Origin of the sequence: Hydrogenophaga sp., from assembly GCF_041913525.1 — a bacterium.
Taxonomy (GTDB): Bacteria; Pseudomonadota; Gammaproteobacteria; order Burkholderiales; family Burkholderiaceae_C; genus Hydrogenophaga.
Map to the genome: position 1 here is coordinate 90,854 of NZ_JAYSFD010000009.1, position 24,648 is coordinate 115,501.

Genomic DNA, 24,648 nt, shown 5'->3' on the forward strand with positions numbered 1-24,648 from the left:
CCCGTCCCACAGGAGCCCCCGCCATGACCGACGCCGTTCTTTCGTCCGTGCTGGAACGCCCCGAGCCCGGCATCGCCGTGCTGCGCCTGAACCGGCCCGACCGCCTCAACGCCCTGGAAGTGCCGGGCGTGCGCCTGATCCACGCCCAGCTCGACGAAGTGGCGCGCGACCACAGCGTGCGCGTGCTCATCGTCACCGGCGAAGGCAAAGGCTTCTGCGCCGGCCTTGACCTGAAGGCCATGCAAGAAGGCGGGGCCGCCTCGCGCACCGTGCGCGAGCACGACGAACTGCAAACGCTGTTTGCCAACCTGGCGCTGCGCCTGCGCTCGCTGGAGCCGGCCGTCATCGCCGCCGTGAACGGCGTGGCCGTGGGCGCCGGCATGGCCATGACCCTGGCCGCCGACATCCGCCTGGCGGCCAGCACCGCGTCGTTTCACATTGGTGCGGTGAAGATCGGCATCACCGCCGGCGAGTGCGGCATCAGCTACCACCTGCCTCGCCTGGTGGGGGCATCACGCGCGTTTGAAGTGATGCTCACCGGCCGCCCCGTGGCCGCCGACGAGGCCCTGCGCATCGGCCTGGTGGCCGACGTGGTGGAACCCGCGCAGCTGATGGACCGCGCTTTTGCCTGCGCCCACCAGATCCTGGGCAACAGCCCCTACGCCACCCGACACACCAAGCGCCTGATGTGGGCCAACCTCGACGCCCCCAGCCTGCAAGCCGCCATCGAACTGGAAAACCACGCCCAGGTGCTCGGCCTCATGACCGAAGACTTCCACGAGGCCACCAGCGCGTTTGCGCAAAAGAGGAAGCCGGTGTTCACGGGGAGGTGAGGGGATGGGCGCGTCAGCCAGTTCAGCGGGCCATGCCCAACTTGTTGGCTTCCGCTTCCTGCTCCAGGTACACCCAGTCGACGATGTCGTCACTGGGCACGTAGCCCGAGACCAGCTCCTGAACGATCACGCGCATCACGCCCACATCGTTCACGTTCAGCGCGATTTCCAGGGCTTTCAGCTTCGCTTCAAGCTCTTCCCACGGCAGGAACTCCTCGTGGGCCTTCATGATGCGCGGGTGCAAGGTCGGCTTGGGGTTGTCACCGATCAACAGCTCTTCGTAGAGCTTTTCGCCTGGGCGCAGGCCGGTGACTTCAATGGCGATGTCTCCGTCGGGAGAAATCTCGTCTTTGACGGTCAGGCCAGAGAGCTCCACCATGCGGCGCGCCAAGTCCATGATCTTCACGGGCTCTCCCATGTCCAGCACGAACACATCCCCGCCCTTGGCCATGGCGCCGGCCTGAATCACCAGCTGTGCCGCCTCCGGAATGGTCATGAAGTAACGGGTGACCTCCGGGTGGGTCAGCGTGATGGGGCCGCCTTCGCGGATTTGCTGGCGGAACCTGGGCACCACCGAGCCAGACGAGCCCAGCACATTGCCGAAGCGCACCATGCTGAACTTGGTGCCCGTGGCGGTGGCCGCCAACGCCTGCAGCGCCATCTCGGCCATGCGCTTGCTGGCGCCCATCACATTGGTGGGCCGAACCGCCTTGTCGGTGCTGATCAGCACAAAGTCCGCCACGCCGCTTTCGGCGGCAGCCTGTGCCGTGCGCAAAGTGCCCAGCACATTGTTCTTGATGCCCGCTGCCGGGTTGTGCTCCACCAGCGGCACGTGCTTGTAGGCGGCGGCGTGGTACACCGTGTCGGGGTGCCAGGTGGTCATGATCTCGCGCATGCGGTCTTCGTCCTGCACCGAGGCAAGCAGGGGCACGAGTACGGTGGCGCGATCGGCGAGCTTGCTGTCCAGTTCCTGGTGAATGGCATAAAGGGCGAATTCGCTCTGCTCAATCAGCAACAGCGTGGACGGGGCCAGGGCCAGAATCTGGCGACAAAGTTCGCTGCCAATCGAGCCACCCGCGCCCGTCACCAGCACCACCTTGCCCACGATGTTCTTGGCCAGCAAGATGTGATTGGGCGACACGGGCTCGCGCCCCAGCAGGTCATCGGCATCCAGTTCTTGAAGGTCCGACACGCTCACCTTGCCCTGGGCCAATTGCGTCACGCTGGGCAGCGTGCGAACCGCCACCCGGGCGCTGCGGATCTGGCTCAGGATCTCATTGCGGCGCTGGCGGCTCAGGCTGGGCATGGCCAGCAGCACATGCCGGATGTCGCGCGCCGTGGACAGATGGTCCAGGTCAGCGGGGTCGTAAATCGGCAAGCCATTGAGCACATGCCCGTGCAGGCGGTCGTCATCGTCCAGAAAGCCTGCCACTTGCATGTCATGGCTATTGCCCATGGCCGCCGCCAACTGCCGACCCGTGGTGCCTGCGCCATAGATGAGCACCTTGGGCCGAGAGGCCCGTTTCAGAATGCCCAGGTACTGGTCGCCCAGCCACACGCGCGCCAGTGCCCGCGATGCCCCCACGAACAAGAGCAACAAAATCGGTTGGATGATGCCCACCGTGCGCGGCACACCCGCCACCCCAATGGCCGTGAAGATGGACGCGTACAACAGGCCGTAAATGCCCACAGCCCGCGCCACCGCCAGCAGCGCCGGCCAGCCGCTGTAGCGGAAGATGGCGCGGTAGAGGCCCGACACCACAAAAATCGGCAGTGCAATTGCCACCGACGCGCCGGTGGCCCACAAGGCATTGCCCGACAACGGAACAAATTCGCCCAGCCGCAGGTAATAGGCTAGCCAAACCGTCAGCACGCACAGGCCCAGGTCCACAGACAGCGCCACCAGGCGCTTCGCCGCGCGGGGTAGGGCAAGGACTGGGATGGCCAGTTGAAAGAGCGGAGTTTTCAATGCGACACCCCGTCTCTGGCGATCACTTTCATGGCGGTCATCCACAAAATCTTCAAATCAAAGAGAAACGAACGGCGTTGCATGTAGTCGGCGTCCAGGTCCACCTTCTGAGGAATGGGCAATTCGTCCCGCCCATTGACCTGCGCCCAACCCGTCAAGCCCGGCACCAGTTCATGAACGCCTTTTTCGGTGCGCAAGGCGATCAGGTCGTGCTGGTTGAACAATGCGGGGCGCGGCCCCACGAAGCTCATGTCACCGACCAGAATGCTCCACAGCTGCGGCAACTCATCCAAGCTTGACTTGCGCAGAAACGACCCAATGGGCGTGAGCCATTGGTCCGGGTTTTGCAGCAAATGGGTGGCCACGGCAGGCGTGTCGATTCGCATGCTGCGGAACTTGGGCATCTTGAAAATGCGGTTGTGTCGGCCAACGCGATCACTCCAGTAGAGCGCCGGGCCAGGGGAGGTGAGGCGCACCGCCAGGGCGACCAGCAGTACCGGTATCGCCAGCATCAGGGCGGCGGCGCAGGCCAGGGTCAGATCAAACAAACGCTTCATGAGCGAAATCCTTTGGCTGCTTGGCGCAAGCCCTCGTCCACTGACAGTGGCGGTGTCCACCCCAGCAGTTCGCGTGTTTTGCCAATGTCCAACTGCAGCGACCCGCACAGGCGCTGGTAGATGCCGGGTTTGTGCAACAAGTCGGCTCCCGCCTTCAGCAGAGGGGTGGGCACAGCAAACAATCGAGCGGGACGACCCAACGAACAGCCCATGCGCCTGAGCAGATCGGCAGTGGAAAGATCCTCGCCATCGCTGACCAGGAAAGTCTGGTTCGCGGCCGCTGGGTGCTCAAGGCAAGTCACGATCAGGTCAACCAGGTTGTCCAGCGCCACCAGGCTGCGGCGGTTGTGTGTCACCGCAGCCAGTGGCAACGGAATGCCTCGCGAAAGCCACCGCATCATCGACGCGAAGTTGGCCTTCACGCCAGGCCCATAGACAAGTGGAGGGCGAATGATGACCACCTCCATGCCGGTTTCCTCGGCGATTTGCCGCAACACCAACTCGGCCTCATGCTTGGAGATGCCGTAGGGGTCTTCTGGTGCTGGTGTGTCGTCCGCTGCGAAAGGTTGCCCTTCCTGAGTGGCTTCGCCGTTGACTTTCGCGGAGCTCAGAAAAACAAAACGGCGAACGCCTGCGGCAGCGGCCTGCCGTGCGAGGTTGGCCGTGCCGTCCACATTCACCCGGCGAAATTCGGACAAGGGGTCTGCGCTCTGGTCGTTCATTACATGAACACGGGCGGCCAAGTGGACTACCGAATCGCAGCCCTGCAAGGCTTCGCGCCAAGAGGTGTTGCCGTCCACGTTGCCGATCAATACCGAATTGGATTGCGTTTGCCGAACCGCGCGCACCACGTCGTGGCCAAGCGCCTGAATGGTGCTGGCCAGCAACTGCCCCACAAACCCGGTTGCACCGGTAATTAGAACTTTCATAACGCAAGCATTTTTTCGTACACCTGCAGGGTCTGTCTGCAGATGATCGGGGAGGCAAACTCAGCCAAAACCATCTCCCTGCCGCGTTGACCCATCTGGTTACGCAGGTCGGGGTTCTCGATGAGCAACCGAAGTGCCTGAGCCAGGGCCTTTGAGTCGCGAGGTGGCACCAGCCACCCGTTCTCTCCGTCCCGTACGGCTTCCCGACAACCAGGCACATCAGTTGTGACACAGGGCAGGCCAGCTGCCATTGCCTCAAGAAGCGCCTTGGGCAGACCCTCCCGATAGGAGGGCAGGCAGACGATGTCAGCCTCGGCCAATACCTGTGGCATGTCCCGCCGAAACCCCCATAGCTCAACCACGCCTTCAGCCTTCCATTCGTCTAGTACAGCAGGGTCGATGCTGGCTCTGTTGTCAGCGTCCAGATCACCGACGAGCGCAAACCGAGCCTGGATGCCTTGGGCTCGAAGCAGGCGAGCCGCGGCCACGAACTCGCCGAGTCCTTTGTCCCAAAGCAGCCTTGCCGTAACGATGACCAAGGGCGTTGTCCTGGAGACGGGGTGCGGCTGATAGAGATCACCATCCACCCCAGCACCCCGTATTAGCACGGCATCTTCTGCTCGAACCAGATGAGAACGCACAAAGGAGCTAAGGTCATCTCGGTTTTCGAACACGACGGAGCTACCTGGAGGGTTCAGCAAGAGCTTCAGTGCTAGTCGCATCAGGGGGCGGATTGCGCGCATCAGTGGCGAAGTTGAGGTGAACACATAACCACCGCCTACCACAGCATTGACGACGCGCCTGATCCCGGTGAGGCGCGCGGCAAGGCCGCCCAGAAGGATGGGCTTCAACGCAATCTGATGCAGAACGTCTGGACGCTCACGACGAAAGACATAGATCAGTTGAACAAGCGTTTTGAAAGCCTCCAACGGATTGAGGCTCCGACGGTCAATTGCCAGCGGAATCAGACGAAGGCCTGCCTCTTCAATCACTGACCGGTGCCGATCCACTCGGGTCAGTACGATGACGTCGTAGCCCGCTCGCCGCGCAGCCTTGGCTCTTTCGATGAAATGAGAACAGAAGAACCAGTCGACGGTTACGAAAAATAGCAGCTTGGGAGCGCGAGGTCTCATCGGCAGCAGGTAATTGTGGTTGCACTTGGCGGGTAGACCGGCGCATTAGCGGTTAGGTGATTGGCTTCGCGTTTCATCATGGCCGATCGGCACGCGCAAAGGACTTGGCCATGCTCAAGGTGGCGCCGACGAGCCAGCGAACATCTCGAGTGATCAGGAACTGCCGCAGCTGCGCGCCAGCCACGTTGCCATAGGCCTCTCGGGAGCGGCGGGCGGCGCCGTCTGGCGACACGTTGTAGGAAAGCAAGGGCGACGCAAGGTTGGCAAAACGGCAATGCTTGTTCATCGCCAGCCTGAGCCAGAGATCGTAGTCCTCCGCGTTTCTGCCCCCGAGGTAGGCGCCCGCACGCAACACCACATCCCGGCGTAGCATGACCGACGGGTGGCAGATGGGGTTGCGAAAGTACAAGGCCTTTCGAATATCCAGGTCCGTCAAAGGCGCGTCGACCTTGCCTCTCACTTCCCCTTGGGGGTCGATCAGGAAGTAGGACGATCCCAGCACTGCCACGTCCTCATGGGCTTTCATGAATGCGAGTTGCGTTGCCAGGCGTTCCGGATGCGATACATCGTCGGCGTCCATGCGAGCCACAAACGGCGCGCGTGCCAAGTGCAGACCCAGGCTAAGGCTGAAGTTCAGCAGATGGATCGGCGTGCCGATCACGCGAACCCTTGGGTCGACTGCGTACGCCTGGGCTAGTTGAGGTACGAGGCGCCCGGTATCGGGCCCGTTCACCACCAGAAGCAACTCGAAATCTGCCATGGTTTGTGAAAGGCAGGACTGCACGGCCCTTTGCAGCAACGCATCTTCTCGATGTGTGCACAGCAACCACGACACGCGCGGCGACGAGGAAGTTGGAAGTCCGGAGTTCACGAGGGTTGCAGAAGGGTAACGCTTACCACACATAGGCGGGTGTTGTCGCAACGTCAGGGGTGGCCGTGGGAGGGGACCGATCAGTCATAGCAAGTACCGACATCACCATCAGGGCAAGAGCCAGGGCCAAGGTGACGCTGCCATAGCGCGGATGGACTGGCAGTGCCCCCATCACGCCAAAGGCAATGGGCAGCATGGGCATGAAGTAGCGTGGCTGGATGAAAAGAGACAGGCTGATCATGAACCAAGTGGAAAGTGCCAGAGCGGCTGCCAAGCGTTGGTTTGAGTCGCCAACATTTGTCAGCCACCGCCACGCGCAGCCGATGCAGGCCATCAGCGCCATGAGCCCATAAACCCAGTAAGCCACGCCAATCCAGTAAATGTTGCCACTGTCAGTCAGGAACACTGGAAAGAAGGCCTGTGCCACCACGTTGTACACAAGCCTGGTGGCATAGAGCACCACCCCACCCACCGGTCCGAAAGGATCGAGGGCCAGGGCAGAGGCCAGCGACCCGACCGCCTCCGGGTCGTCGAACTGTGCGCTGTAGATGCTAAGGTTGCGTGCCATTGTCGGCACCAGTGACGCGAGGTCGGACCAGAGTGCAGCAGCGCTCACCATCAGGGCCAGTACGACCAACGGCAGCAGGCGCTCGCGCTGCCCCAACAGCCAGGTGATGCTTAGCAGACCCATCATGAAAAGCCCGTAGCCGTCTCGCAAGAGGTACATGGGGATGCAGATCGCGCACGCCAACCACCAGCGACGCGGGCTTCTGAGCATTGCATCCGCGAACAGCAGCGTTAGGAACATCAGCGGCATCTCTTTGTTGGGGCCTGGCATGGCCAGGATGAGGTAGGGGTTGGCCAGCAGGCCCAACAACGCCCAGGCAGGAGCCCTCAGGCGCTCAAGCACTACCTTCTTGAACAGGGTCGCATTACCGAGCATCAGCACACAGTTCACGGCGAAGCAAAGCGATGGGTGGAGCAGCCAGGTCCAGCCGTAGAGCGCGGCAACGGCCTGGAAGCCGCTGTCGGGGGTCAGGATGCGGTCTTGTTGCGACAGGTATTGCAGGGTCTGGGTCATGTTGACCGAGTCGGGAACGGTCAACCCATGGGCCAAGGCGAATTCAAAGTCGAGTTGCTGAATGAGCCAGACTAGGCCAGAGCACAGCAGGAAGCCTGCGAGTGCCATCCGGCAGAAATAGCCCTTGCGTCCGGTGCCGGCCATGGGCTCGTTGGAGAGACCGCAGTGGGCCACCGCTTGTGCCGATGAGTTCATGGGGCAACTCCTGGCGTCATGGCACCAACGCCTCGGGTGCGAGCATCAGGCGTTTGTATTGCTGAACGATCTGGTCCCAAGTGAAGCCTCTTGACCAAATGTGTGCCCTGGCCGTGCAACCCATTTGTTTGAGCCGATCGGGGTCGCGCATCATTGCCTCCATCGCCGCGGCCAGCGCTCCAACCGACACCTCGGCTGAGGTGGCCCGTTCGCGTGGCATGACCTTGCCGCCTCCGGTCCAATCGGCAATCTCCGCGCTGTTGCCTGCTGACGATGCCAGGAAAGCAGTGCCAGCCGCGGCTGCTTCGAACAGCACCAGCGGCGAGTACTCGACGTGCGACGCCAGCACGAACAGGTCTGCTGCTTTGTACAGGTTGACCAGGTCTTCGCGCGGCAGATCGACGATGAGCACGCGCCTTTGCAGCGGTCGGCGTCCGTGCCACCAGGCGAGCCATGACAGGGGACAACGCCCTGTCAGCGCGTGCTTGAGGTGGCGCTTCACGAGAGCCGTCCATCGACTGCCGGGGGAGTTCGCGTTGATGACCAGGGTAGCGGGGCGTTGCAGGCGAGCCTTTCCAAATGCTCTGACAAGCTCCCAATGTCCTTTGCCGGCCAATTGGCTGCCAACGCTGAGGATGAGATCGTGTTTGGGATCAATCCCCAGGCGCTGGCGAATGCCGTGATCGTCGGGGGCGAGGAACTCTCGCTCGTCCACGCCATTGGGGATCAGGTGCAGCGGCTTGAGACTGTGTGCTCGGGCGAAGGCGATGTCCTGATAATCATTGGCGTAGAAGATCAGTCCATCAAATCGCCTCAACCACTCGGGCATCTGTCGGAAATACGTTGAGTAGAGTGGATCCTGGAGGCCCGAAAAACCGCAAGGGATGAACAGCTTGCGACACGCCAGTCCGGGGACGACGTCCACGGCAGCGTCGAAAGTCCACTGTTGCGCGGCCTTGATGAGCAAGGCATCGAAGCTGCCATGCCGAAGAAATGACCGGTATTCCTCGATCTGTCCGGTCATGCCCTTGGCCCAGTTGCCCGTGACGGCGAATGACACCACCCGCACACCGTTTCGCACCGCGTCTGGCGCGCGCTGCGGGTGAGGGCTGGTGGCCACCGTCACGTCCACCCCGTCGGCGGCCAGGCGTTCGGCAATCTGGCGCATCACTTCCTGAACGCCGCCCACGCTGGGGGGGTAGTGCTCGCAACATAGCAGCACACGAGGCGCACAGGTCATCGCGATTCCGTCCTGCTTCGGTGGGCGCGCCACAACTTAGCCTGTGCCTTCAGCCAGCGCAAAGGCTCCTGGGTGAGCCGGAGGTCTTGGAAATAGCTCTGCGCGTCCGGCAGGCCCAGGTCCAGGGCGTAGCTGCCCAGCAAATACCCAAAATTGCTTCTGGCATGGGCCCGGTACCGGGCGGGCAGCAGTGCCAGCTGGCGGTGGAAGAGATGGCGTTGGCGTTCAAACTGCCGCGCGTTGAACGTGCTGATCTGGTCCGATCCCACCCAGTACGCACCCAGTGCTTCCGGGATGAATTGCAGCCTGGCGCCCTGGGCAGCCAACCGAAGCCAGGCGTCAAAGTCTTCCACTGAGGCCAATTCGCGGCTTTCGTCGAACCCCCCGATGGTCATGATGAGCTCGCGCTTCACCGTGGTGCCCGACGTGGCGAGGGGGTTACCGAATCGAATCATGTGCCAGACCGGATCCTGGTCGCGCAGTGCCTCGCCGATCTCGGCGCCATGTGCCGGCTTGGCGGCACTGTCGTGGTCGGCTCGCTCGACACGAAGGGGGTGATAAACGATGTCCCGGTCATCGTTGAGCTCGCCTCTGAGGCGAGCCATGCGCGACGGGTACCACCAGTCGTCTGAGTCCAGGTAGCTGATCCAGCGGGTGGTGGCGGCTTGGGTGGCCACATTGCGCGGCCGTGCCGGCCCGCCCGAGTTGTCGATGCGCATCAAGCGAAGGCGCAAACGGCCATGGAAGCCCTGAATCGCCGACGCGATGTCTTCTGTTGAGCCATCGTCGCAAACGATCACCTCGAAGCCGGTGTCTGTTTGTGCCACCAAGCTGTCCAGTGCGCGGACGAGCTCATGGCTGCGGTTGTAGGTGGGGATGACGACCGTCAGGTCGAGCGGTGTGCTGGTAGTCATGAGTTCACCCCGCCAGCCGTGTCCAACGGGCAGGGATCAAATCCGGTGTGGGCCGATCCACTGCGTACCAGCGCTCGGGCGCAATCACCAGACCGTCGGCAGGGTCAGACAGCCACGCCCCCCACCAGCTGAAGCTGCTGTTGGCCAGGACGTGGTGACGGCACAGGGACATCAGGCGCAGGTCCTGAAACGCCTTCTCCGATGGGTTGTGATCGACGTAATGGGTGGGAAACGGCGACTTGAGATGGGCCTTGGTCCATTCAGGGTCGTCTGAAAAGACAAATAAGGTCGGCGAGGGAACCCGCTCTGCCACGTACGCAATCGCCTTGCGGTAGTAATCCAATGTGCAAAGCCCGTGGTAGGCCGATGCCGAGGCCAGGCTTACGTAGTCGCCACGGCGCACATGCACAGACACCGACTCGCCCAGTTGCATGCGATCCATCATGGCCAGGTCTTTGGGCCCGGGTGGCTCGATCGGGGTCAGCTCTTGCAGCAGCTGTTCACGAATGTCAGCGAAGTACGCCTCACTCTGCCAGAAGCCCGACAGGTAGCTGTTCGCAGGCGCCGACAGCACATCGCGGTTGACGCCGTGGCCGTGCTCGCGGAGCAAGTTCATCGGCATCAAAGGTTTGAGGTACTGCCCCCAGCGCGAACGAAGGGGTGTCCAGCGCAGCAACTCGAAAGGCGTGGCCAGGCGCATGGCCACAGGGTATCGGTTGAGTTCCAGCGGGCGCGGCGTCTCGCCAGGTCGGGGGTGGTCAAACCAGTGGTGATCGATCACCAGTTGGCAGCCGTGTCGAACCGCCAGGCGTCGGCCCGCAGCGTATTGGAAAAGTTGGTTGCCCAAGCCGCCTTGGGCCTGAAAGGTGATCATCGATCAGACCTTGTGTTTTGCGGGAACAGCGCTTCTACCTTTCGAACGAGGCGCCTTGCCAGGCCCGTGCCCGGGTTTTCCCACCGTTGCCGGTACGCGTTCAGTGAAGGCGCCTCACGGACTGCGAAAGGCGTGGAGAACTCGAAACCTTGAATGAAAAACGGCAGGTTGTTGCGAATGAGGTCGTCCCACCCGAGCTCCAGTCCACGTCGAAGTTCGGCGGTGATGGTGGAGAACTCGTTCAGCACTGGGCGAGGTTTGCGCACGAAGTGCAGCGTCTGGTCTGCTAGAGCGAACCACACGTAACTCAGGTGCACATCCAGATCAAACAAGTATTCGTAAGGGGGAAGCGGGAATTCGAGATAGCCCCTGCCTCCGCCCACGCGAAAAACTTCTGCCATGAATCCTTCTGGGTCAGGGGTGTGCTCCACCACGTGTGAGGCGATCACGTAATCAAACGCCTTGTCTGCAAATGGAAAGCGCCCGCCGTTGTAGTAATGAACCCTTCTTCCGCTGAAGTTAGGGTTGGTCGATACATTGCCTCTTTGTTCCAGGGCAACCTTCGGGTCATTGAACTGATACTCAAGGAATTCATTCGCCCTTGGGTGTGGCGTGGAGCCTGGACCAATTTCCAATACCTTGTCTGTGGGCAGGATCGATGCTATGCGTTCGGCAAAGAACATGAATTCCTCAGTTTTCAAGACCGACGCTATGATCAGTCTTCATGTTGACATTTGAACTCACTGCGGGCTTCAAGGTGAATCCGGTATTCAGGACGACAGTGCTATGTTGTGCGTCATGCAATTTTCTTCGTCGTTTGTTTCGTGAAGTGGAAACACCCGCACCCGTAACGCTGCTTTGACACGAGCTGCGGGTCTGCATGGCGGATCAACCCTTCTTTGATACCGTCGTCAGGAATCAGGGAAAACTCCACCAAGTCCATATCAGGAAACAGAGCCAAGACCTGCTCGTAGGTGTAAATGCGATGCGCGTTGAACTGAATGCGTGCTTGACCGCCGATGGGCACCACAAATAGCAATGAGCCGCCAGGGGCTACCACTCGGGCCAACTCCCGGGCTGATTTGATGTCTCCATCGTAGTCCAATGGGTCTCCGTAACGACCAAGACCCACATGCTCCACCACGTGCATGCATGACAGCGATTCCACGCTGTTGTTGGCGAAGGGCAGCAGCATCAGGTTGCCTGCTTCGCTGATCAGGCCTGAGAGGCCCAGATCAGCTGGGCGAAAGTCGATGAATCTTGTCGGTACGAAGGCAGACACTGAGCTCACGAAGTAGAGTGAGCTCGCGATGTCGACGTGCCGGGTTGGGCGCGTTTCCGCAATTACCCGAGACGCCCACGCCGTATGAAAAACGTAATGTTTGTCAAACCCAGTCGTGGCAGTGGCGTCTCGGAGGTGCAGCCACCGATCTTTCCAAGTGATTGCAAACCTTGGCGCCGAGTGGCCCTGAAGTTCGCGAAATTGCCTCACAACGGTGATCAATTGTTTGCTGAGCACGAGGGCGCGGCGCACCTTGTGGGGAATTCGTTTGATGAATGAGAGCATAGGCAAAGGGTGTCGAGCAGCTTGGCGCACTTATCGCTGGGCTGTTGCGAGCCAGATGGTGCCGAGGAGCAATTGCGTAAGGGCAATGGCGATCCAGATGATTCCACCCAGAACTAGTTCGCCGTCCATGCCCCATAAATAGATCGTCACAGTTGCTGCCATCAAAGAAATCAAATTGAATTGCAGTACTTGGTGTGATTGCCCCTTTGCGATGATGACCTGGTAAATGCAGCCGTAAAGGCTGTTCAGTGCGATCGCCAGCAATAGCAGTCGAAGCGGCATCGTGCCGAGTTGCACCACACTCATGTCATGTAGCCAAAGCTCGAGAATCGTCGGTGCAAGCGCACAGGCGAGCAGCGCCGGCAGGGTGGCCGAGAGGATGGTGCCTCTTAACAGGGCTTTCATGTGAGCCGCTGACACCCTGCCATGGTGCTGGATGTCTCGAACAATCAAGGGAAAGAATGCACGTGTCACGGGCGCTTGCAGCTGCAAGAACGCCAAGGCCAGCGTGGCCACCACCGTATAGACGCCGAAAGACGCCACGTCCACCGTCCGGCTGAGAATGATTCGGTCGAGCTGGCTCACCAGCAGGCCCACCAAGATACCGCCGGACAACACGGACACCTCTTTCAGCAGGGGGGCCAACGCCACCTTGCTATCTGGGGCACTGCTGGCCTCGTTGCCAAGCATGCGATGCACGCTGAGGGCGTTGGCACCGACTTCGATGCAGGCGACGCTGGCGAAGGCCAGGGCATATACCCAGGCCTGCTGCGTGCCCGCCGTCAGGGCCAGCAGCGCAGCCGCGTGTTTGAGCGTTCCAAAGCCACAAGCCCGCGCATTCGCCAGCACTTGGCGCTGCAAGCCGTGCCACACCCCGATGTGGAGGTTGTTGATGAACTGGAACAGGAACTGAAAGCTGACGATGCGGATGGCCAGTTCCAGTGCGTCTGCTCTCTCGACCGGTACCTGGAACCATTGGTGTGCCAGGTAGGCAGCCGATGCTTGTAGAACTCCAAACATGGCGAGTCCAAGGCCTATGTACAGGCGCCTGAACAGAGCGACGTGCTGCCGAAGTCGCGCCGGGTGCTGAGCCTCTTGCGCCGCCCACCGAGGCACGATCTGGCTAAAGCCCGCGTCGATGAAGTTCGACAGGATCTGCAGGCTGGCACACGCCGCCACCAGGCCCCATTCCGAAACCCCGAGCAATCGGATGTAGATCGGGATGGTTAGCATGGAAAGCAGGCTCAGCCATGCCAGCGCCAGAAAGCTGGATGCCGCGTTGCGCGCAGTCAGGGACGCGAGCGGCCCTGACACCCTGGCCTTCCAAGATCGCAGGCGCTCGCGTCGGCTCATGATCCCGTGCGGAGCACTGACTCGAAATACGCAATCGTCTTTTTGAGGCCAGCTTCCAACGGAATGCTCGGCTCCCAGTTCAGCAGTTGCTTGGCCAGTGTGATGTCAGGCTGACGCTGCTTGGGGTCGTCGGCAGGTAACGGGCGGAACACCAGCTTCGATCGGGAGCCCGTCAGTTCAATGACGAGCTCTGCCAGTTGGCGAATCGTGAATTCCCGCGGGTTGCCCAGGTTCATCGGGCCCGGGAATCCAGGGCCGCAGTCCGCACCTGCGGGGAGATCCATGAAGCGCAGGAAGCCCTCGATCAGGTCATCCACGAAGCAGAAACTGCGGGTCTGAGCACCATCGCCATACAACGTGATGTCTTCGTTGTTCAATGCCTGAACGATGAAGTTGCTCACCACTCGGCCGTCGTTGGGGTGCATGCGCGGGCCGTAGGTGTTGAAAATGCGCGCCACCCGGATGTCCAGGCCGTGCTGTCGGTGGTAGTCGAAGAACAAGGTCTCGGCACAACGCTTGCCCTCGTCGTAGCAGCTGCGAGCGCCGATCGGGTTGACGTTGCCCCAGTAACTCTCCGGTTGCGGGTGCACGGTCGGGTCGCCATACACCTCGCTGGTACTGGCTTGAAAGATGCGGGCGCGAAGCCGCTTGGCCAGGCCCAGCATATTGATCGCACCGTGCACGCTTGTCTTGGTGGTTTGCACCGGATCGTGCTGGTAGTGAATGGGGCTGGCTGGGCACGCCAGGTTGTAAATCTGGTCCACCTCGATGTAGAGGGGGAAGGTCACGTCGTGCCTCAAGAACTCAAATCGGGGGTGGGTGTGCAGGTGTTCGATGTTGAGCTTGGTGCCGGTGAACAGGTTGTCGGCGCAGACCACCTCATCGCCCCGCTCCAGCAAGCGTTCGATCAGATGGGATCCTAGAAAGCCGGCGCCGCCTGTGACAAGGATGCGTTTTCTGGGGTTGTATTGGCGGGCTGAAGTCATGGTGTGTGGGTCCTGGAACGGCAATGGGCTTTACTCAGCGCAGACGCTGACCTCGTAACCGTGCTGCTTTAGCAGGGCGTGCTGTTTGGCCTGTTGCAGGTCGTGGGCCACCATTTCGGTGCACATCTCGCGGGCCGTGATCTCTGGCGTCCAGCCCAGCTTCTCCTTGGCCTTGCTGGGGTCGCCGAGCAGGGTTTCCACCTCCGCAGGACGGAAGTAACGCGGATCGATACGGACCACCACCCGCTCACCGGGCGCGGTATTCGCGTTGGCGGGCGCGTTGGTCCAGATGGCCACTTCCTCTACACCGCTGCCTTGCCAACGCAGTGTCATGCCCAACTCTTCGGCGGTCCATTCGATGAACTGGCGCACGCTGTATTGCTGGCCGGTGGCGATCACGAAGTCTTCCGGCTGGTCTTGCTGCAGCATCAACCACTGCATGCGAACGTAGTCCTTGGCGTGGCCCCAGTCGCGAAGCGCGTCGATGTTGCCCATGTACAGGCAATCTTCCAGACCTTGATGAATGTTGGCCAGGCCGCGCGTGATTTTCCGGGTGACGAAGGTCTCACCCCGGCGCGGGCTTTCGTGGTTGAAGAGAATGCCGTTGCATGCGTACATGCCGTAGGCCTCGCGGTAGTTCACCGTGATCCAGTAGGCGTAGAGCTTGGCCACCGCGTAAGGGCTGCGCGGGTAGAAGGGCGTGGTCTCTTTCTGGGGCACTTCTTGCACCAGGCCATAGAGCTCGCTGGTGCTGGCCTGGTAGAAGCGGGTCTTCTTCTCCAGGCCCAGGATGCGAATGGCTTCGAGCAGGCGCAGGGTGCCCATGGCGTCCACGTCGGCCGTGTACTCGGGGCTTTCGAAGCTCACCGCCACGTGACTCTGCGCGCCCAGGTTGTAAATCTCATCGGGCTGCGTCTGCTGGATGATGCGCACCAGGTTGCTGGTGTCGCTCAAGTCGCCGTAGTGCAGCTTGAAGCGGGCGTTCTCGATGTGGGGGTCTTGGTAGATGTGGTCGACGCGCGATGTGTTGAAGCTGGACGCACGGCGCTTGATGCCGTGCACCACATACCCTTTTTCGAGCAGGAACTCGGCCAGGTAGCTGCCGTCTTGGCCGGTGATGCCCGTGATTAGGGCTGTCTTGGTGGGGGCGGATGCAAAACTCATGCTTGACGTGGGGATGAATGAAGAAAGTCTTGGTAAGCCAGACGCAGGCCGTCGGCCAAGGAAACGGTGGGACGCCAGCCGAGGGCGTGCAAGCGGTCACTGTTCATCCACTTGCGGGGGGTGCCATCTGGCTTGCTGGTGTCAAAGGTGATGCGCCCCTCATATCCCACGGCTGCGGCAACGGTGTGAGCGAGTTCGGCGATGGTCACGTCGCTGCCAAAACCCGCGTTGATGTGGCTCAGCATCTCGGTCGTGTGGGCACGGTAGACAGCGGGGTCAAGTTGCATCACGTGCACCGAGGCCGCGGCCATGTCGTCAACATAAAGGAATTCGCGGCGAGGGGTGCCGGTTCCCCAGATGGCAACCTCAGGCTTGCCTTCCACCTTGGCTTCGTGAAAGCGGCGGATGAGAGCGGGGATGACGTGCGAATTCTCGGGGTGGTAGTTGTCGCCGGGGCCATACAGATTGGTGGGCATGACGCTGCGGTAGTCCACCCCATGTTGGCGGTTGTAGCTTTCACAAAGCTTGATGCCGGCGATCTTGGCAATGGCGTAGGGCTCATTGGTGGGCTCCAGTTGGCCGGTGAGCAGGGCATCTTCTGTGATGGGCTGGGGAGCCAGGCGTGGGTAGATGCAGCTTGAACCCAGGAACAGGAGCTTGTGTACGCCGTGCTGGAACGCCGCCTCGATTACGTTGGCCTGAATCATCAGGTTTTGGTAGATGAAGTCGGCTGGGTAGGTGTTGTTGGCGTGGATGCCGCCCACCAGGGCGGCGGCCAGGTACACCTGATCTGGCCGTTCCAAGTCGAAAAACCGTTGCACGGCGGCCTGATTGGTCAAGTCAAGCTCAGCGTGGGTTCGGGTGACGATCTGGGCTGGCGGTGTGCCTTGGGCCAGCAGGTGCCGCACGATGGCGGAACCCACCATGCCGCGGTGGCCGGCGACGTAGATCTTCTTCTGGGTGTGCAATCTCATGAGGCTAGGCTGTTGTGCCGCGGGGCTGCGGGATTGGCTGTGGCGCCGTGTGGGACACGTCAGCGAAAGGCAGATTAGTGGCCACCTGGCTTGGTTGGCGTGGCTTGCGGCTGCCCCAAATGGTGCCCTGCAGGACCACGGGCTGCGCGCCAATCAAGCCACGCACGATGCAGAAGAACCGCGCTGATCAACAGGCACAAGGTGCCCAATGCAGCAATTGCCGACCACAGGCTGCGTCGGGGTCCGGTTGTCTCATCGGGTAGGGTTGGAGTGGTCGCGATGGAGGCCTTTGATAGCCCGTTTAGCCGAGCCGCATTCAGGGCCAGTCGCTTTTCCAGTACCACCGTTTGTTCCATCACGGCGGGAACCGCCATGGCCAAAGCGCCGGTTTCCTGTGGCGACGACGCGCGCGACAGCCCTTCGCGCAACTGACGAGCAGTTGTTTCCAACAGGAGTCGCTGATCGGTCAGGCGTTGGCGTTCGGCTTCCAGCCAGGTGCGCTCCTCGTTCTTGGCGCGGCTGGCTTCAAGGGTTGCATTGAGCAGGGCGTCTGCCAACTGCTTGGCCTGCGCTGGCGACGCGGCAGTCACGGCCAATGCGATCGATCCCTCGGCGTTATTCACCCTGGTTTTTATTTGGTGGGGGGCCAATTCCAAGCCGGCCGATCCCGCGGCTTTCAGGACCTCTGGTGAAACCATGAGCGCAGGGATGGTCTTGAGCATTGAGGCATGCCAACCAGCCAATTCTGGTTCGATTCCCGAAGCCCCTTCCGCCGCAGGCTTGACCAGTGCCGTGCTGACGTACCGCTTGGGTGCCCAGTCAATAGCAAAAAAGGTGATGAGACCCACCAAGACCGGACCAAGCAGGAGTAAGCGAAGGTACTTGCTTAGGCTTTTCCAAAGCTCGCGCAGATCTGGGTTGCTCTCGGCGGTGACATCAGCAGAGCGAGATCGAAAATGACCAGTCACAAGCCCCACTCCGCTGTCAAGGCAGATCGAGAACCACCTGCTTCATCCCAGGGGGTGGACCCGGCGCCTCCTTGATGGACGCGACTCTTGGTCTGCATCATCTATCTCTCTCCCGTTTGGTTGTGGCTGCGAAGACTTTTCGTCTTGTGTGGCTCCGCGAATTATCTACGCCAAAGAACCCAGATTAGGCTGGGGTATTCCGATGGTCGTGACGATTTGCAACCCGAGTAGCAAGCCGTAAATCCGCTTGGCTTGGTTGAGTGCCGGGGCGCGAGCGGGCCCGAGTGATCGGAGCCCTGGACATGGTTGCCAACCAAGAGCGATTGGATCTGGAGCCGTCAATTCACGGCCCCTCATGGTGTTGAGGGTTGGGCTTGGCCAACCAATGAGCTTCGGCGAAACCAAGCACGGGCATGCCGAAGTCCGTTATAGGTCGACCATCAAAACCTCAGCGGCGATCGAGATGGATGTGGGTTATCCGGGGGCTTTTTCGTTGTTAATTGGCTCTGGTTCGCGCGACCGGCAGCCAATCAATGCGACTGGAGCGCTGTGCACTCGCTCCGCCGCGCCTGTCCAGGGGGCTGAACCGATCTCGCTCAATGAGACAAGTGGTTCCCGCCAAGCATTGTCTGGGGTGGTGGAGACGAGGAGGATCGAACTCCCGACCTTCGCATTGCGAACGCGACGCTCTCCCAGCTGAGCTACGTCCCCACGTTGCCGAAATTCTAACCAGATCAGGCCATGCCGTTGCGGCTGGCGAGCTCCACGAACAGGGCGGAATGGTCCAGCTCGGCCAGGCCGTGGTCGACGGCCTGGGCGTAGAGCTGCTCGAACAGGCCGGTGATGGGGGCCTCGAAGCCGATTTCCTGGGCGGTGGCCAGGGCGTTGCGCATGTCTTTGAGCTGCACCGCCACCGCGCCGCGCTTGGCGAAGTCGCGCTCGATCATGCGTTGGCCGTGCACTTGAAGGATGCGGCTGTCGGCGAAGCCGCCGGTGATGGCTTGTTTCACCTTGGCCATGTCGGCGCCGCCTTTTTCGCACAGCAGCAGGGCCTCGGCCACGGCGCCGATGGTGATGCCCACGATCATCTGGTTGGCGAGCTTGGTGAGCTGCCCGGCCCCGTGCGGGCCCACGTGGGTGGACCGACCCAGCACGTCCAGCACTGGTCGAGCCCGATCGAACGCGGCGGCCTTGCCGCCCACCATGATGACCAGCGTGCCTTCTTCTGCACCCAGCGTGCCGCCAGACACTGGTGCGTCCAGGTGCGACACGCCTTGCGACGCCAGGCGCGCCGCGTGGTCTCGGGCCTGGCGCGGTTGGATGGAGGACATGTCGATGACCACGGTGGCGGGGCGCAGCGCCTCGGCTGCACCTTGGCGGAAGAGCACATCTTCCACGGTCTGGCCGTCAGACAGCAGGGTGATGACGGCGTCTGCCTGGGCCACTGCTTCGGCAGGGGTGTCACACACCTGGGCGCCAAACGGGGCCAGTCGATCGGCCTTGCTGCGTGAGCGGTTCCAGGCGCTGACCTGCAGGCCAGCTTCGCACAGGCGCCGTGCCATTGGGAAACCCATCATCCCGATGCCAAGCACGGCCACGCGGGAAATGGGAGACGAAAGTGACGGTGTAGACAAAGGGTCGCTCACGGCCTTTGAGGGTTGTTCCGCCTGGAAAGACGGCGGTGGGTCAAATAGGATGGGGGAGAAGGGTACCGCATTGGCAGTGGCTCAGCGCATGGTGTGCTGGCCTGACAGCTTGCCGTCAGCAGCGGTGCCTTGAGGTGCCCACGATGTTGACCGCTCCGTCCCTTGATCCTGACTGGCTGAATCGCGAATACAACAACCGAGCCCTTGTGCCCGAACACGCCGACATGTTCGCCCGCTGGGCCAAGGCGTCGGCCGAGGTGCGCCAACAGGGCCCGGCACTGGTGGACGTGCGCTATGGGCACGGCCTCAATGAGCAGTTGGACATTTTCCCGGCACAGGCTGGGCGTGGTCAGCGGGCGTTGGCCCCGGTGCTGTTCTTCATTCACGGCGGTTATTGGCGCAGCCTGGACAAGGCCGACCACTCCTTCGTCGCACCAGCGTTCACCCAACAGGGCGCCTGCGTGGTCATGCCCAACTACGCGTTGTGCCCGGCGGTGACGATTCCCGACATCGTGATGCAGATGGTGCAGGCGCTGGCCTGGACCTACCGCCACATTGCCAAGCACGGAGGCGACCCGAAGCGCATTTCGGTGGTGGGGCACTCGGCCGGCGGTCACCTGGCCACCATGCTGTTGCTGTGCCGCTGGGCCGAGGTGGGGGCCGACCTGCCGGCGGACCTGGTGAAGAACGCGCTCTCCGTTTCGGGCCTGTACGACTTGGAGCCGGTCATGCACACGCCCTTTGTGCAGCCCTCGCTCAATATCACGCCTGAGCAGGTGGCCAAGGCCAGCCCGGCTCGCTTGCCCTCGCCGCCTGTGAGGGCAGGGCGGGGCAGCTTGGCCGTGGTGGCCGGCGCCAACGAAAGCAGCGAGTTCCGTCGCCACAACCGCCTCATCCGCGACGCCTGGGGCCCGGCCGTGGTGCCGGTGTGCGAAGAGTTGCCTGGGCTCAACCACTTCAACATCGTTGAGGCCATGGCCCAGCCTGGGCATCGCCTGCACCGGCTCTTGCGGGATTTGCTGGGCGTGTGAGCTGGCGTTCCAGTTACATGAGCAGGTGCTCGCCCGCGTTGTCGCCGCCCAGGATCACGTAGTTCACCTTGCGGATGTCCAGCAGCTTGGTGCCGCCCGAGTAGCTGATGGAGCTTTGCACGTCTTGCTCCATTTCGATGAGCGTGTCGGCCAGCTTGCCCTTCACCGGCTCCAGGATGCGCTTGCCTTCCACGTGGCGGTATTCGCCTTTGTTGAAGTCGCTGGCCGAGCCGTAGTACTCCTTGTAGAGCTCGCCGTCCACCTCCACCGTGCGCCCGGGCGACTCTTCGTGGCCCGCGAAGAGCGAGCCGATCATCACCATGGTGGCGCCGAAGCGCACGCTCTTGGCGATGTCGCCGTGGCTGCGGATGCCGCCGTCGGCAATGATGGGCTTGGTGGCCACGCGGGCACACCACTTCAGCGCGCTGAGCTGCCAGCCGCCTGTGCCAAAGCCGGTCTTGAGCTTGGTGACGCACACCTTGCCCGGGCCGATGCCCACCTTGGTGGCGTCTGCGCCCCAGTTCTCCAGGTCAATCACGGCCTCGGGCGTGCCCACGTTGCCGGCGATCACGAAGGCGCGCGGCAGCTTGGCCTTGAGGTAGGCGATCATGTCCTTCACGCTGTCGGCGTGGCCGTGGGCGATGTCGATGGTGATGTACTCGGGGCTCAGGCCTTCGGCCACCAGTTGGTCCACGGTGGCACGGTCGGCGGCCTTCACGCCCAGCGAGATCGAGGCGAACACGCCCTGCGCGTGCATCTGCTTCACGAAGGCCACGTTGTCCAGGTCGAAGCGGTGCATCACGTAGAAGTAGCCGTTCTGCGCCAGCCAGGTGCAGATGGACTCGTCCACCACCGTCTTCATGTTGGCCGGCACCACCGGCAGGCGAAAGCGCCGGCCGCCGAGTTCCACGCTGGCGTCGCATTGCGATCGGCTGTCCACGCGGCACTTGCGCGGCAGCAGCAACACGTTGTCGTAGTCAAAGATTTCCATACCAAGCTCCAGGGGGCTGTTGTTGAACAGATGAGCGCTTGGCTTGTGCCGGCCTTTGTGTCGCAGGGACAAAAAGAAACCGGGCGCAAGAAACTTGGGCCCGGTGATTGATTCTAGGCGTCAACCCTGGTCAGCGGGGGGTATGGGCGCTATACGGGAATCCTTATGGGGCGCCGGGCCCATGGGTGCTTCCTACAATCCCCGGATGTTCCCCGCTGACCCCAATGCCTCGTCCCCGCTGCTCGCGGGCCTGAACACCGAACAGACCGCCGCGGTTACCCTGCCGGCCGAGCACGCCCTCATCCTGGCCGGCGCCGGTTCGGGCAAGACCCGTGTGCTCACCACCCGCATCGCCTGGCTGCTGCAAACCGGGCAGGTGACGCCTGGCGGCATCATGGCCGTGACCTTCACCAACAAGGCCGCCAAAGAAATGATGACGCGCCTCTCGGCCATGCTGCCGGTGAACGTGCGGGGCATGTGGATTGGCACCTTCCACGGCCTGTGCAACCGCTTCCTGCGGGCACACCACGCAGTGGCGGGCCTGCCGGCCACGTTTCAGATTCTGGACACGCAAGATCAGCTCTCGGCCATCAAGCGCCTGTGCAAGCAGTTCAACGTGGACGACGAGCGCTTCCCGCCGAAGCAGCTGCAGTACTTCATCAGCGGCTGCAAGGAAGACGGTATGCGGCCACGCGATGTGGTGGCGCGCGATGAAGACGCACGCAAGAAGGTTGAGCTCTATGAGTTGTATGAGGCCCAGTGCCAGCGCGAAGGCGTGGTCGATTTCGGTGAGTTGATGCTGCGCAGCTACGAGGTGATGCGCGACAACGACCCCATCCGCGCCCACTACCAGCGGCGCTTTCGCCACATCCTGATCGACGAGTTCCAGGACACCAACCGCCTGCAGTACGCCTGGATCAAGATGTTCGCCAGCCCGCCCATCGCGGGCCTGCCGGCCGCCGGCAACGCGGTGTTCGCCGTGGGCGACGACGACCAGAGCATCTACGCCTTCCGCGGCGCGCGCGTGGGCAACATGGCCGACTTCGTGCGCGAGTTCCAGGTGCGCCACCAGATCAAGCTGGAGCAGAACTACCGCAGCGTGAGCAACATCCTGGAGTCGGCCAACCACCTGATCAGCCACAACACCAGCCGCCTGGGCAAGAACCTGCGCACCGACGCGGGCGCGGGCGAGCCGGTGCGCGTGCACGAGGCGGTGAGCGACTTCGCCGAGGCGCAGTGGATGGTGGACGAGATCAAGGCCTTGGTGAGTGACGGCCTGGCGCGCCACGAGATCGCCGTGCTCTACCGCAGCAACGCGCAAAGCCGCGTGGTGGAAACCGCGCTGTTCAACGCCGGGCTGCCCTACCGCGTGTACGGCGGCCTGCGCTTCTTCGAGCGTGCCGAAATCAAGCACGCGCTGGCCTACCTGCGCCTAATCGAGAACCCGCACGACGACACCAGCTTCCTGCGGGTGGTGAACTTCCCGCCGCGCGGCATTGGCGCGCGCAGCATCGAGCAGTTGCAAGACGTGGCCCGTGCCTCGGGCTGCTCGTTGCACGACGCGGTGAGCGCGGTCACCGGCCGCGCGGGTGTGGCCATCGGCGCCTTTGTGGCCAAGATGGACGTGGTGCGCGAGCAGAGCGAGGGCAAGAACCTGCGCGAGATCATCGAGCTGGTGCTGGACCGCAGCGGCCTGATCGAGCATTTCCGCGCCGAGCGCGAAGGGCAAGAGCGGGTCGAGAACTTGGAGGAACTGGTCAACGCGGCCGAGAGCTTCGTGATGCAGGAAGGCTTTGGCCGCGACGCCACCGCCCTCAAGCAAAGCCCGGCCAGCCAGGGCATTGACCCGAGCTTGCCGGTGATCGATGAGCCCCTGGAGCCCGCGGCGCCCGATGCCGACACCGGCGAGACCCTCAGCCCGCTCGCGGCTTTTCTGTCGCACGCCGCGCTGGAGTCGGGTGACAACATGGCCCAGGCCGGGCAAGACGCGGTGCAGCTCATGACGGTGCACGCCGCCAAGGGCCTGGAGTTCGACGCGGTGTTCATCACCGGCCTGGAAGAGGGCCTGTTCCCGCACGAGAACGCCATGAGCGACCGCGACGGCCTGGAGGAAGAGCGCCGCCTGATGTACGTGGCCATCACCCGCGCCCGCCAGCGCCTGTACCTGAGCCACTCGCAGACCCGCCTGCTGCACGGGCAGACCCGTTACAACCTCAAGAGCCGCTTTTTCGACGAGCTGCCCGAGCACTGCCTGAAGTGGCTCACGCCGCCGCAACCTTCCACCTGGGGTGGGGCCGGCAGCGCAGGGTGGGGCGGCAACCGGCAGATGGCGCAGCCTGCGTGGTCAACCGGCTTTACCAAGGCGCCGGCCCCGGCGCCCGAGCCCGACCGGGGGGTGGACATTCGCGTGGGTCAGGCGGTGTTCCACAACAAGTTTGGCGAGGGCAAGGTGCTGGCCATCGAAGGGGCGGGGGCCGATGCGCGCGCGCAGGTCAACTTCAACCGCCATGGCAGCAAGTGGTTGGCCCTGAGCGTGGCCAAGCTCACGCCGATCGAGTAGGGCCATGGGCCCTCGGGGGCGGTAGCGGTTGCAGGCCCCGGTGTGTCGGCGCTAGGGGGACCAAGCGATGGGCAAGGGCGTGGGCAGGAGATGAAATCACGCCCCAGCCCCAGGGACGCCACATTGGTCCCCTGGATTTGCGTTACCCCCCCGGAGATTCGCCTCATGTCCCAAGCCCTGTCCATTCCTGCCGCCGACTTTTCCCCTCTCAAATTGCTCAACGCCGGTGACCGCACGGCGCTCATTGGGTATGGACTGGCGCTCAGTCCGAGCGCGCTGATGGGCTCTTTCGGCTTCGTTGCCAAAGACGCGGTGACCCGCCGCCACTTGATGGAGGCCACGGTGGACCGCCTGCTGAGCACCTCCGGCATTCAGGTGTTTGGCTGCTATGACACCCGCGGCGATCGTTTGCTGATGATCACCATCCTGCTGCCCGACCCGCACGAGCCCGCCGTCACTTGGGAGCTCGCCATCAGTTCAATTGCCGCCGAGATGTCGGAGGCGCTCTGGCACAGCGCGTACGCCCATGCCCTGCAGTGCGCGATGGATGCAGGCGTTCAACGCCTCTCCGTCGTGGCTTCGATGCGTTACGAGGCTGTGGCCAACGTGCTGGGTGAGGTGGCCGAGCGCCTGGAAACCCGCGAGGGGCTGACGCGGGCCTATTTCTCGGTTCCCCATGAACTGGACGAACTGGTCAAGACCCTGGCCAAGTTCCAGGCGCTGGCGCACGTCAGCCACCTGGATTCTGGCCTTGGCGCTGTCGTGCCCTGGGCGGCGGACTGACGATTGCGCTGCGCACAGCAAGTGGCTGC

General features: G+C 62.4%; 22 protein-coding genes and 1 tRNA gene. 4 read left to right on the forward strand and 19 right to left on the reverse strand.

What is annotated here, in order from left to right; all coding sequences use genetic code 11:
• The first annotated feature begins 23 nt into the window (after positions 1 to 23).
• The gene (locus ACE3RQ_RS12570) at positions 24 to 833 is read left to right on the forward strand and encodes an enoyl-CoA hydratase/isomerase family protein (protein WP_374522359.1); all 810 of its coding nucleotides are present in this window, start codon (positions 24 to 26) and stop codon (positions 831 to 833) included.
• A gap of 22 nt (positions 834 to 855) precedes the next feature.
• Here ACE3RQ_RS12570 and ACE3RQ_RS12575 read toward each other — a convergent pair whose 3' ends face one another.
• The 18 genes from ACE3RQ_RS12575 to ACE3RQ_RS12660 form a co-directional block, all read right to left on the reverse strand.
• The gene (locus tag ACE3RQ_RS12575) at positions 856 to 2,736 is read right to left on the reverse strand and encodes a polysaccharide biosynthesis protein (protein WP_374522360.1); all 1,881 of its coding nucleotides are present in this window, start codon (positions 2,734 to 2,736) and stop codon (positions 856 to 858) included.
• A 62-nt stretch (positions 2,737 to 2,798) separates the two neighbouring features.
• Positions 2,799 to 3,359, reverse strand: a complete 561-nt coding sequence (locus ACE3RQ_RS12580) for a sugar transferase (protein ID WP_374522430.1) — start codon at positions 3,357 to 3,359, stop codon at positions 2,799 to 2,801.
• Complete coding sequence (locus tag ACE3RQ_RS12585) at positions 3,356 to 4,288, reverse strand: UDP-glucose 4-epimerase family protein (RefSeq protein WP_374522361.1); 933 nt, start codon at positions 4,286 to 4,288, stop codon at positions 3,356 to 3,358. Before ACE3RQ_RS12585 ends, ACE3RQ_RS12580 begins: the two co-directional genes overlap by 4 nt.
• Complete coding sequence (locus ACE3RQ_RS12590) at positions 4,285 to 5,421, reverse strand: glycosyltransferase family 4 protein (protein ID WP_374522362.1); 1,137 nt, start codon at positions 5,419 to 5,421, stop codon at positions 4,285 to 4,287. The genes ACE3RQ_RS12585 and ACE3RQ_RS12590 overlap by 4 nt, the downstream gene beginning before the upstream one ends.
• 76 nt (positions 5,422 to 5,497) lie before the next feature.
• Positions 5,498 to 6,325, reverse strand: coding sequence for a glycosyltransferase (locus tag ACE3RQ_RS12595; RefSeq protein WP_374522363.1), 828 nt, complete (start codon positions 6,323 to 6,325; stop codon positions 5,498 to 5,500).
• A complete protein-coding gene (locus tag ACE3RQ_RS12600; protein WP_374522364.1) occupies positions 6,315 to 7,568 on the reverse strand; it encodes a hypothetical protein in 1,254 nt (417 codons plus the stop codon). Before ACE3RQ_RS12600 ends, ACE3RQ_RS12595 begins: the two co-directional genes overlap by 11 nt.
• A 16-nt stretch (positions 7,569 to 7,584) precedes the next feature.
• Entirely contained in the window at positions 7,585 to 8,808 is a 1,224-nt protein-coding gene (locus ACE3RQ_RS12605) for a glycosyltransferase family 4 protein (protein ID WP_374522365.1), read from the reverse strand.
• Positions 8,805 to 9,722, reverse strand: a complete 918-nt coding sequence (locus ACE3RQ_RS12610; protein WP_374522366.1) for a glycosyltransferase family 2 protein — start codon at positions 9,720 to 9,722, stop codon at positions 8,805 to 8,807. Before ACE3RQ_RS12610 ends, ACE3RQ_RS12605 begins: the two co-directional genes overlap by 4 nt.
• A 4-nt stretch (positions 9,723 to 9,726) precedes the next feature.
• Positions 9,727 to 10,596, reverse strand: a complete 870-nt coding sequence (locus ACE3RQ_RS12615; protein ID WP_374522367.1) for an alpha-1,2-fucosyltransferase — start codon at positions 10,594 to 10,596, stop codon at positions 9,727 to 9,729.
• Positions 10,593 to 11,279: a methyltransferase domain-containing protein gene (locus ACE3RQ_RS12620; protein WP_374522368.1), complete on the reverse strand. Its 687-nt coding sequence runs from the start codon at positions 11,277 to 11,279 to the stop codon at positions 10,593 to 10,595. The genes ACE3RQ_RS12615 and ACE3RQ_RS12620 overlap by 4 nt, the downstream gene beginning before the upstream one ends.
• Before the next feature lie 113 nt (positions 11,280 to 11,392).
• Complete coding sequence (locus ACE3RQ_RS12625; protein WP_374522369.1) at positions 11,393 to 12,163, reverse strand: DUF268 domain-containing protein; 771 nt, start codon at positions 12,161 to 12,163, stop codon at positions 11,393 to 11,395.
• A gap of 30 nt (positions 12,164 to 12,193) precedes the next feature.
• On the reverse strand, positions 12,194 to 13,516 hold the full coding sequence (locus ACE3RQ_RS12630) for a lipopolysaccharide biosynthesis protein (protein WP_374522370.1): 1,323 nt from the start codon (positions 13,514 to 13,516) through the stop codon (positions 12,194 to 12,196).
• Positions 13,513 to 14,502, reverse strand: coding sequence for a UDP-glucuronic acid decarboxylase family protein (locus ACE3RQ_RS12635; RefSeq protein ID WP_374522371.1), 990 nt, complete (start codon positions 14,500 to 14,502; stop codon positions 13,513 to 13,515). Before ACE3RQ_RS12635 ends, ACE3RQ_RS12630 begins: the two co-directional genes overlap by 4 nt.
• A 30-nt stretch (positions 14,503 to 14,532) precedes the next feature.
• Positions 14,533 to 15,666 (reverse strand): GDP-mannose 4,6-dehydratase, encoded by a 1,134-nt coding sequence (gene gmd / locus ACE3RQ_RS12640; protein ID WP_374522372.1) that lies wholly within the window; start codon positions 15,664 to 15,666, stop codon positions 14,533 to 14,535.
• Positions 15,663 to 16,640, reverse strand: a complete 978-nt coding sequence (locus ACE3RQ_RS12645) for a GDP-L-fucose synthase family protein (RefSeq protein WP_374522373.1) — start codon at positions 16,638 to 16,640, stop codon at positions 15,663 to 15,665. Before ACE3RQ_RS12645 ends, gmd begins: the two co-directional genes overlap by 4 nt.
• A gap of 74 nt (positions 16,641 to 16,714) precedes the next feature.
• Complete coding sequence (locus ACE3RQ_RS12650) at positions 16,715 to 17,608, reverse strand: hypothetical protein (protein WP_374522374.1); 894 nt, start codon at positions 17,606 to 17,608, stop codon at positions 16,715 to 16,717.
• A 635-nt stretch (positions 17,609 to 18,243) separates the two neighbouring features.
• Positions 18,244 to 18,319, reverse strand: a tRNA-Ala gene (locus ACE3RQ_RS12655).
• Between the two features lie 23 nt (positions 18,320 to 18,342).
• Complete coding sequence (locus tag ACE3RQ_RS12660) at positions 18,343 to 19,242, reverse strand: NAD(P)-dependent oxidoreductase (RefSeq protein WP_374522431.1); 900 nt, start codon at positions 19,240 to 19,242, stop codon at positions 18,343 to 18,345.
• Between the two features lie 155 nt (positions 19,243 to 19,397).
• Here ACE3RQ_RS12660 and ACE3RQ_RS12665 point away from each other — a divergent pair, with 155 nt between their 5' ends.
• A complete protein-coding gene (locus ACE3RQ_RS12665) occupies positions 19,398 to 20,285 on the forward strand; it encodes an alpha/beta hydrolase (RefSeq protein ID WP_374522375.1) in 888 nt (295 codons plus the stop codon).
• A gap of 13 nt (positions 20,286 to 20,298) precedes the next feature.
• Here ACE3RQ_RS12665 and ACE3RQ_RS12670 read toward each other — a convergent pair whose 3' ends face one another.
• Positions 20,299 to 21,276, reverse strand: coding sequence for a GMP reductase (locus ACE3RQ_RS12670; protein WP_374522376.1), 978 nt, complete (start codon positions 21,274 to 21,276; stop codon positions 20,299 to 20,301).
• A 205-nt stretch (positions 21,277 to 21,481) separates the two neighbouring features.
• On the opposite strand from ACE3RQ_RS12670, the gene ACE3RQ_RS12675 reads away from it, so the two are divergent.
• Both ACE3RQ_RS12675 and ACE3RQ_RS12680 read left to right on the forward strand, forming a co-directional pair.
• Positions 21,482 to 23,836 (forward strand): UvrD-helicase domain-containing protein, encoded by a 2,355-nt coding sequence (locus tag ACE3RQ_RS12675; RefSeq protein WP_374522377.1) that lies wholly within the window; start codon positions 21,482 to 21,484, stop codon positions 23,834 to 23,836.
• A gap of 165 nt (positions 23,837 to 24,001) precedes the next feature.
• On the forward strand, positions 24,002 to 24,619 hold the full coding sequence (locus ACE3RQ_RS12680; protein ID WP_374522378.1) for a hypothetical protein: 618 nt from the start codon (positions 24,002 to 24,004) through the stop codon (positions 24,617 to 24,619).
• Positions 24,620 to 24,648: the final 29 nt, after the last annotated feature.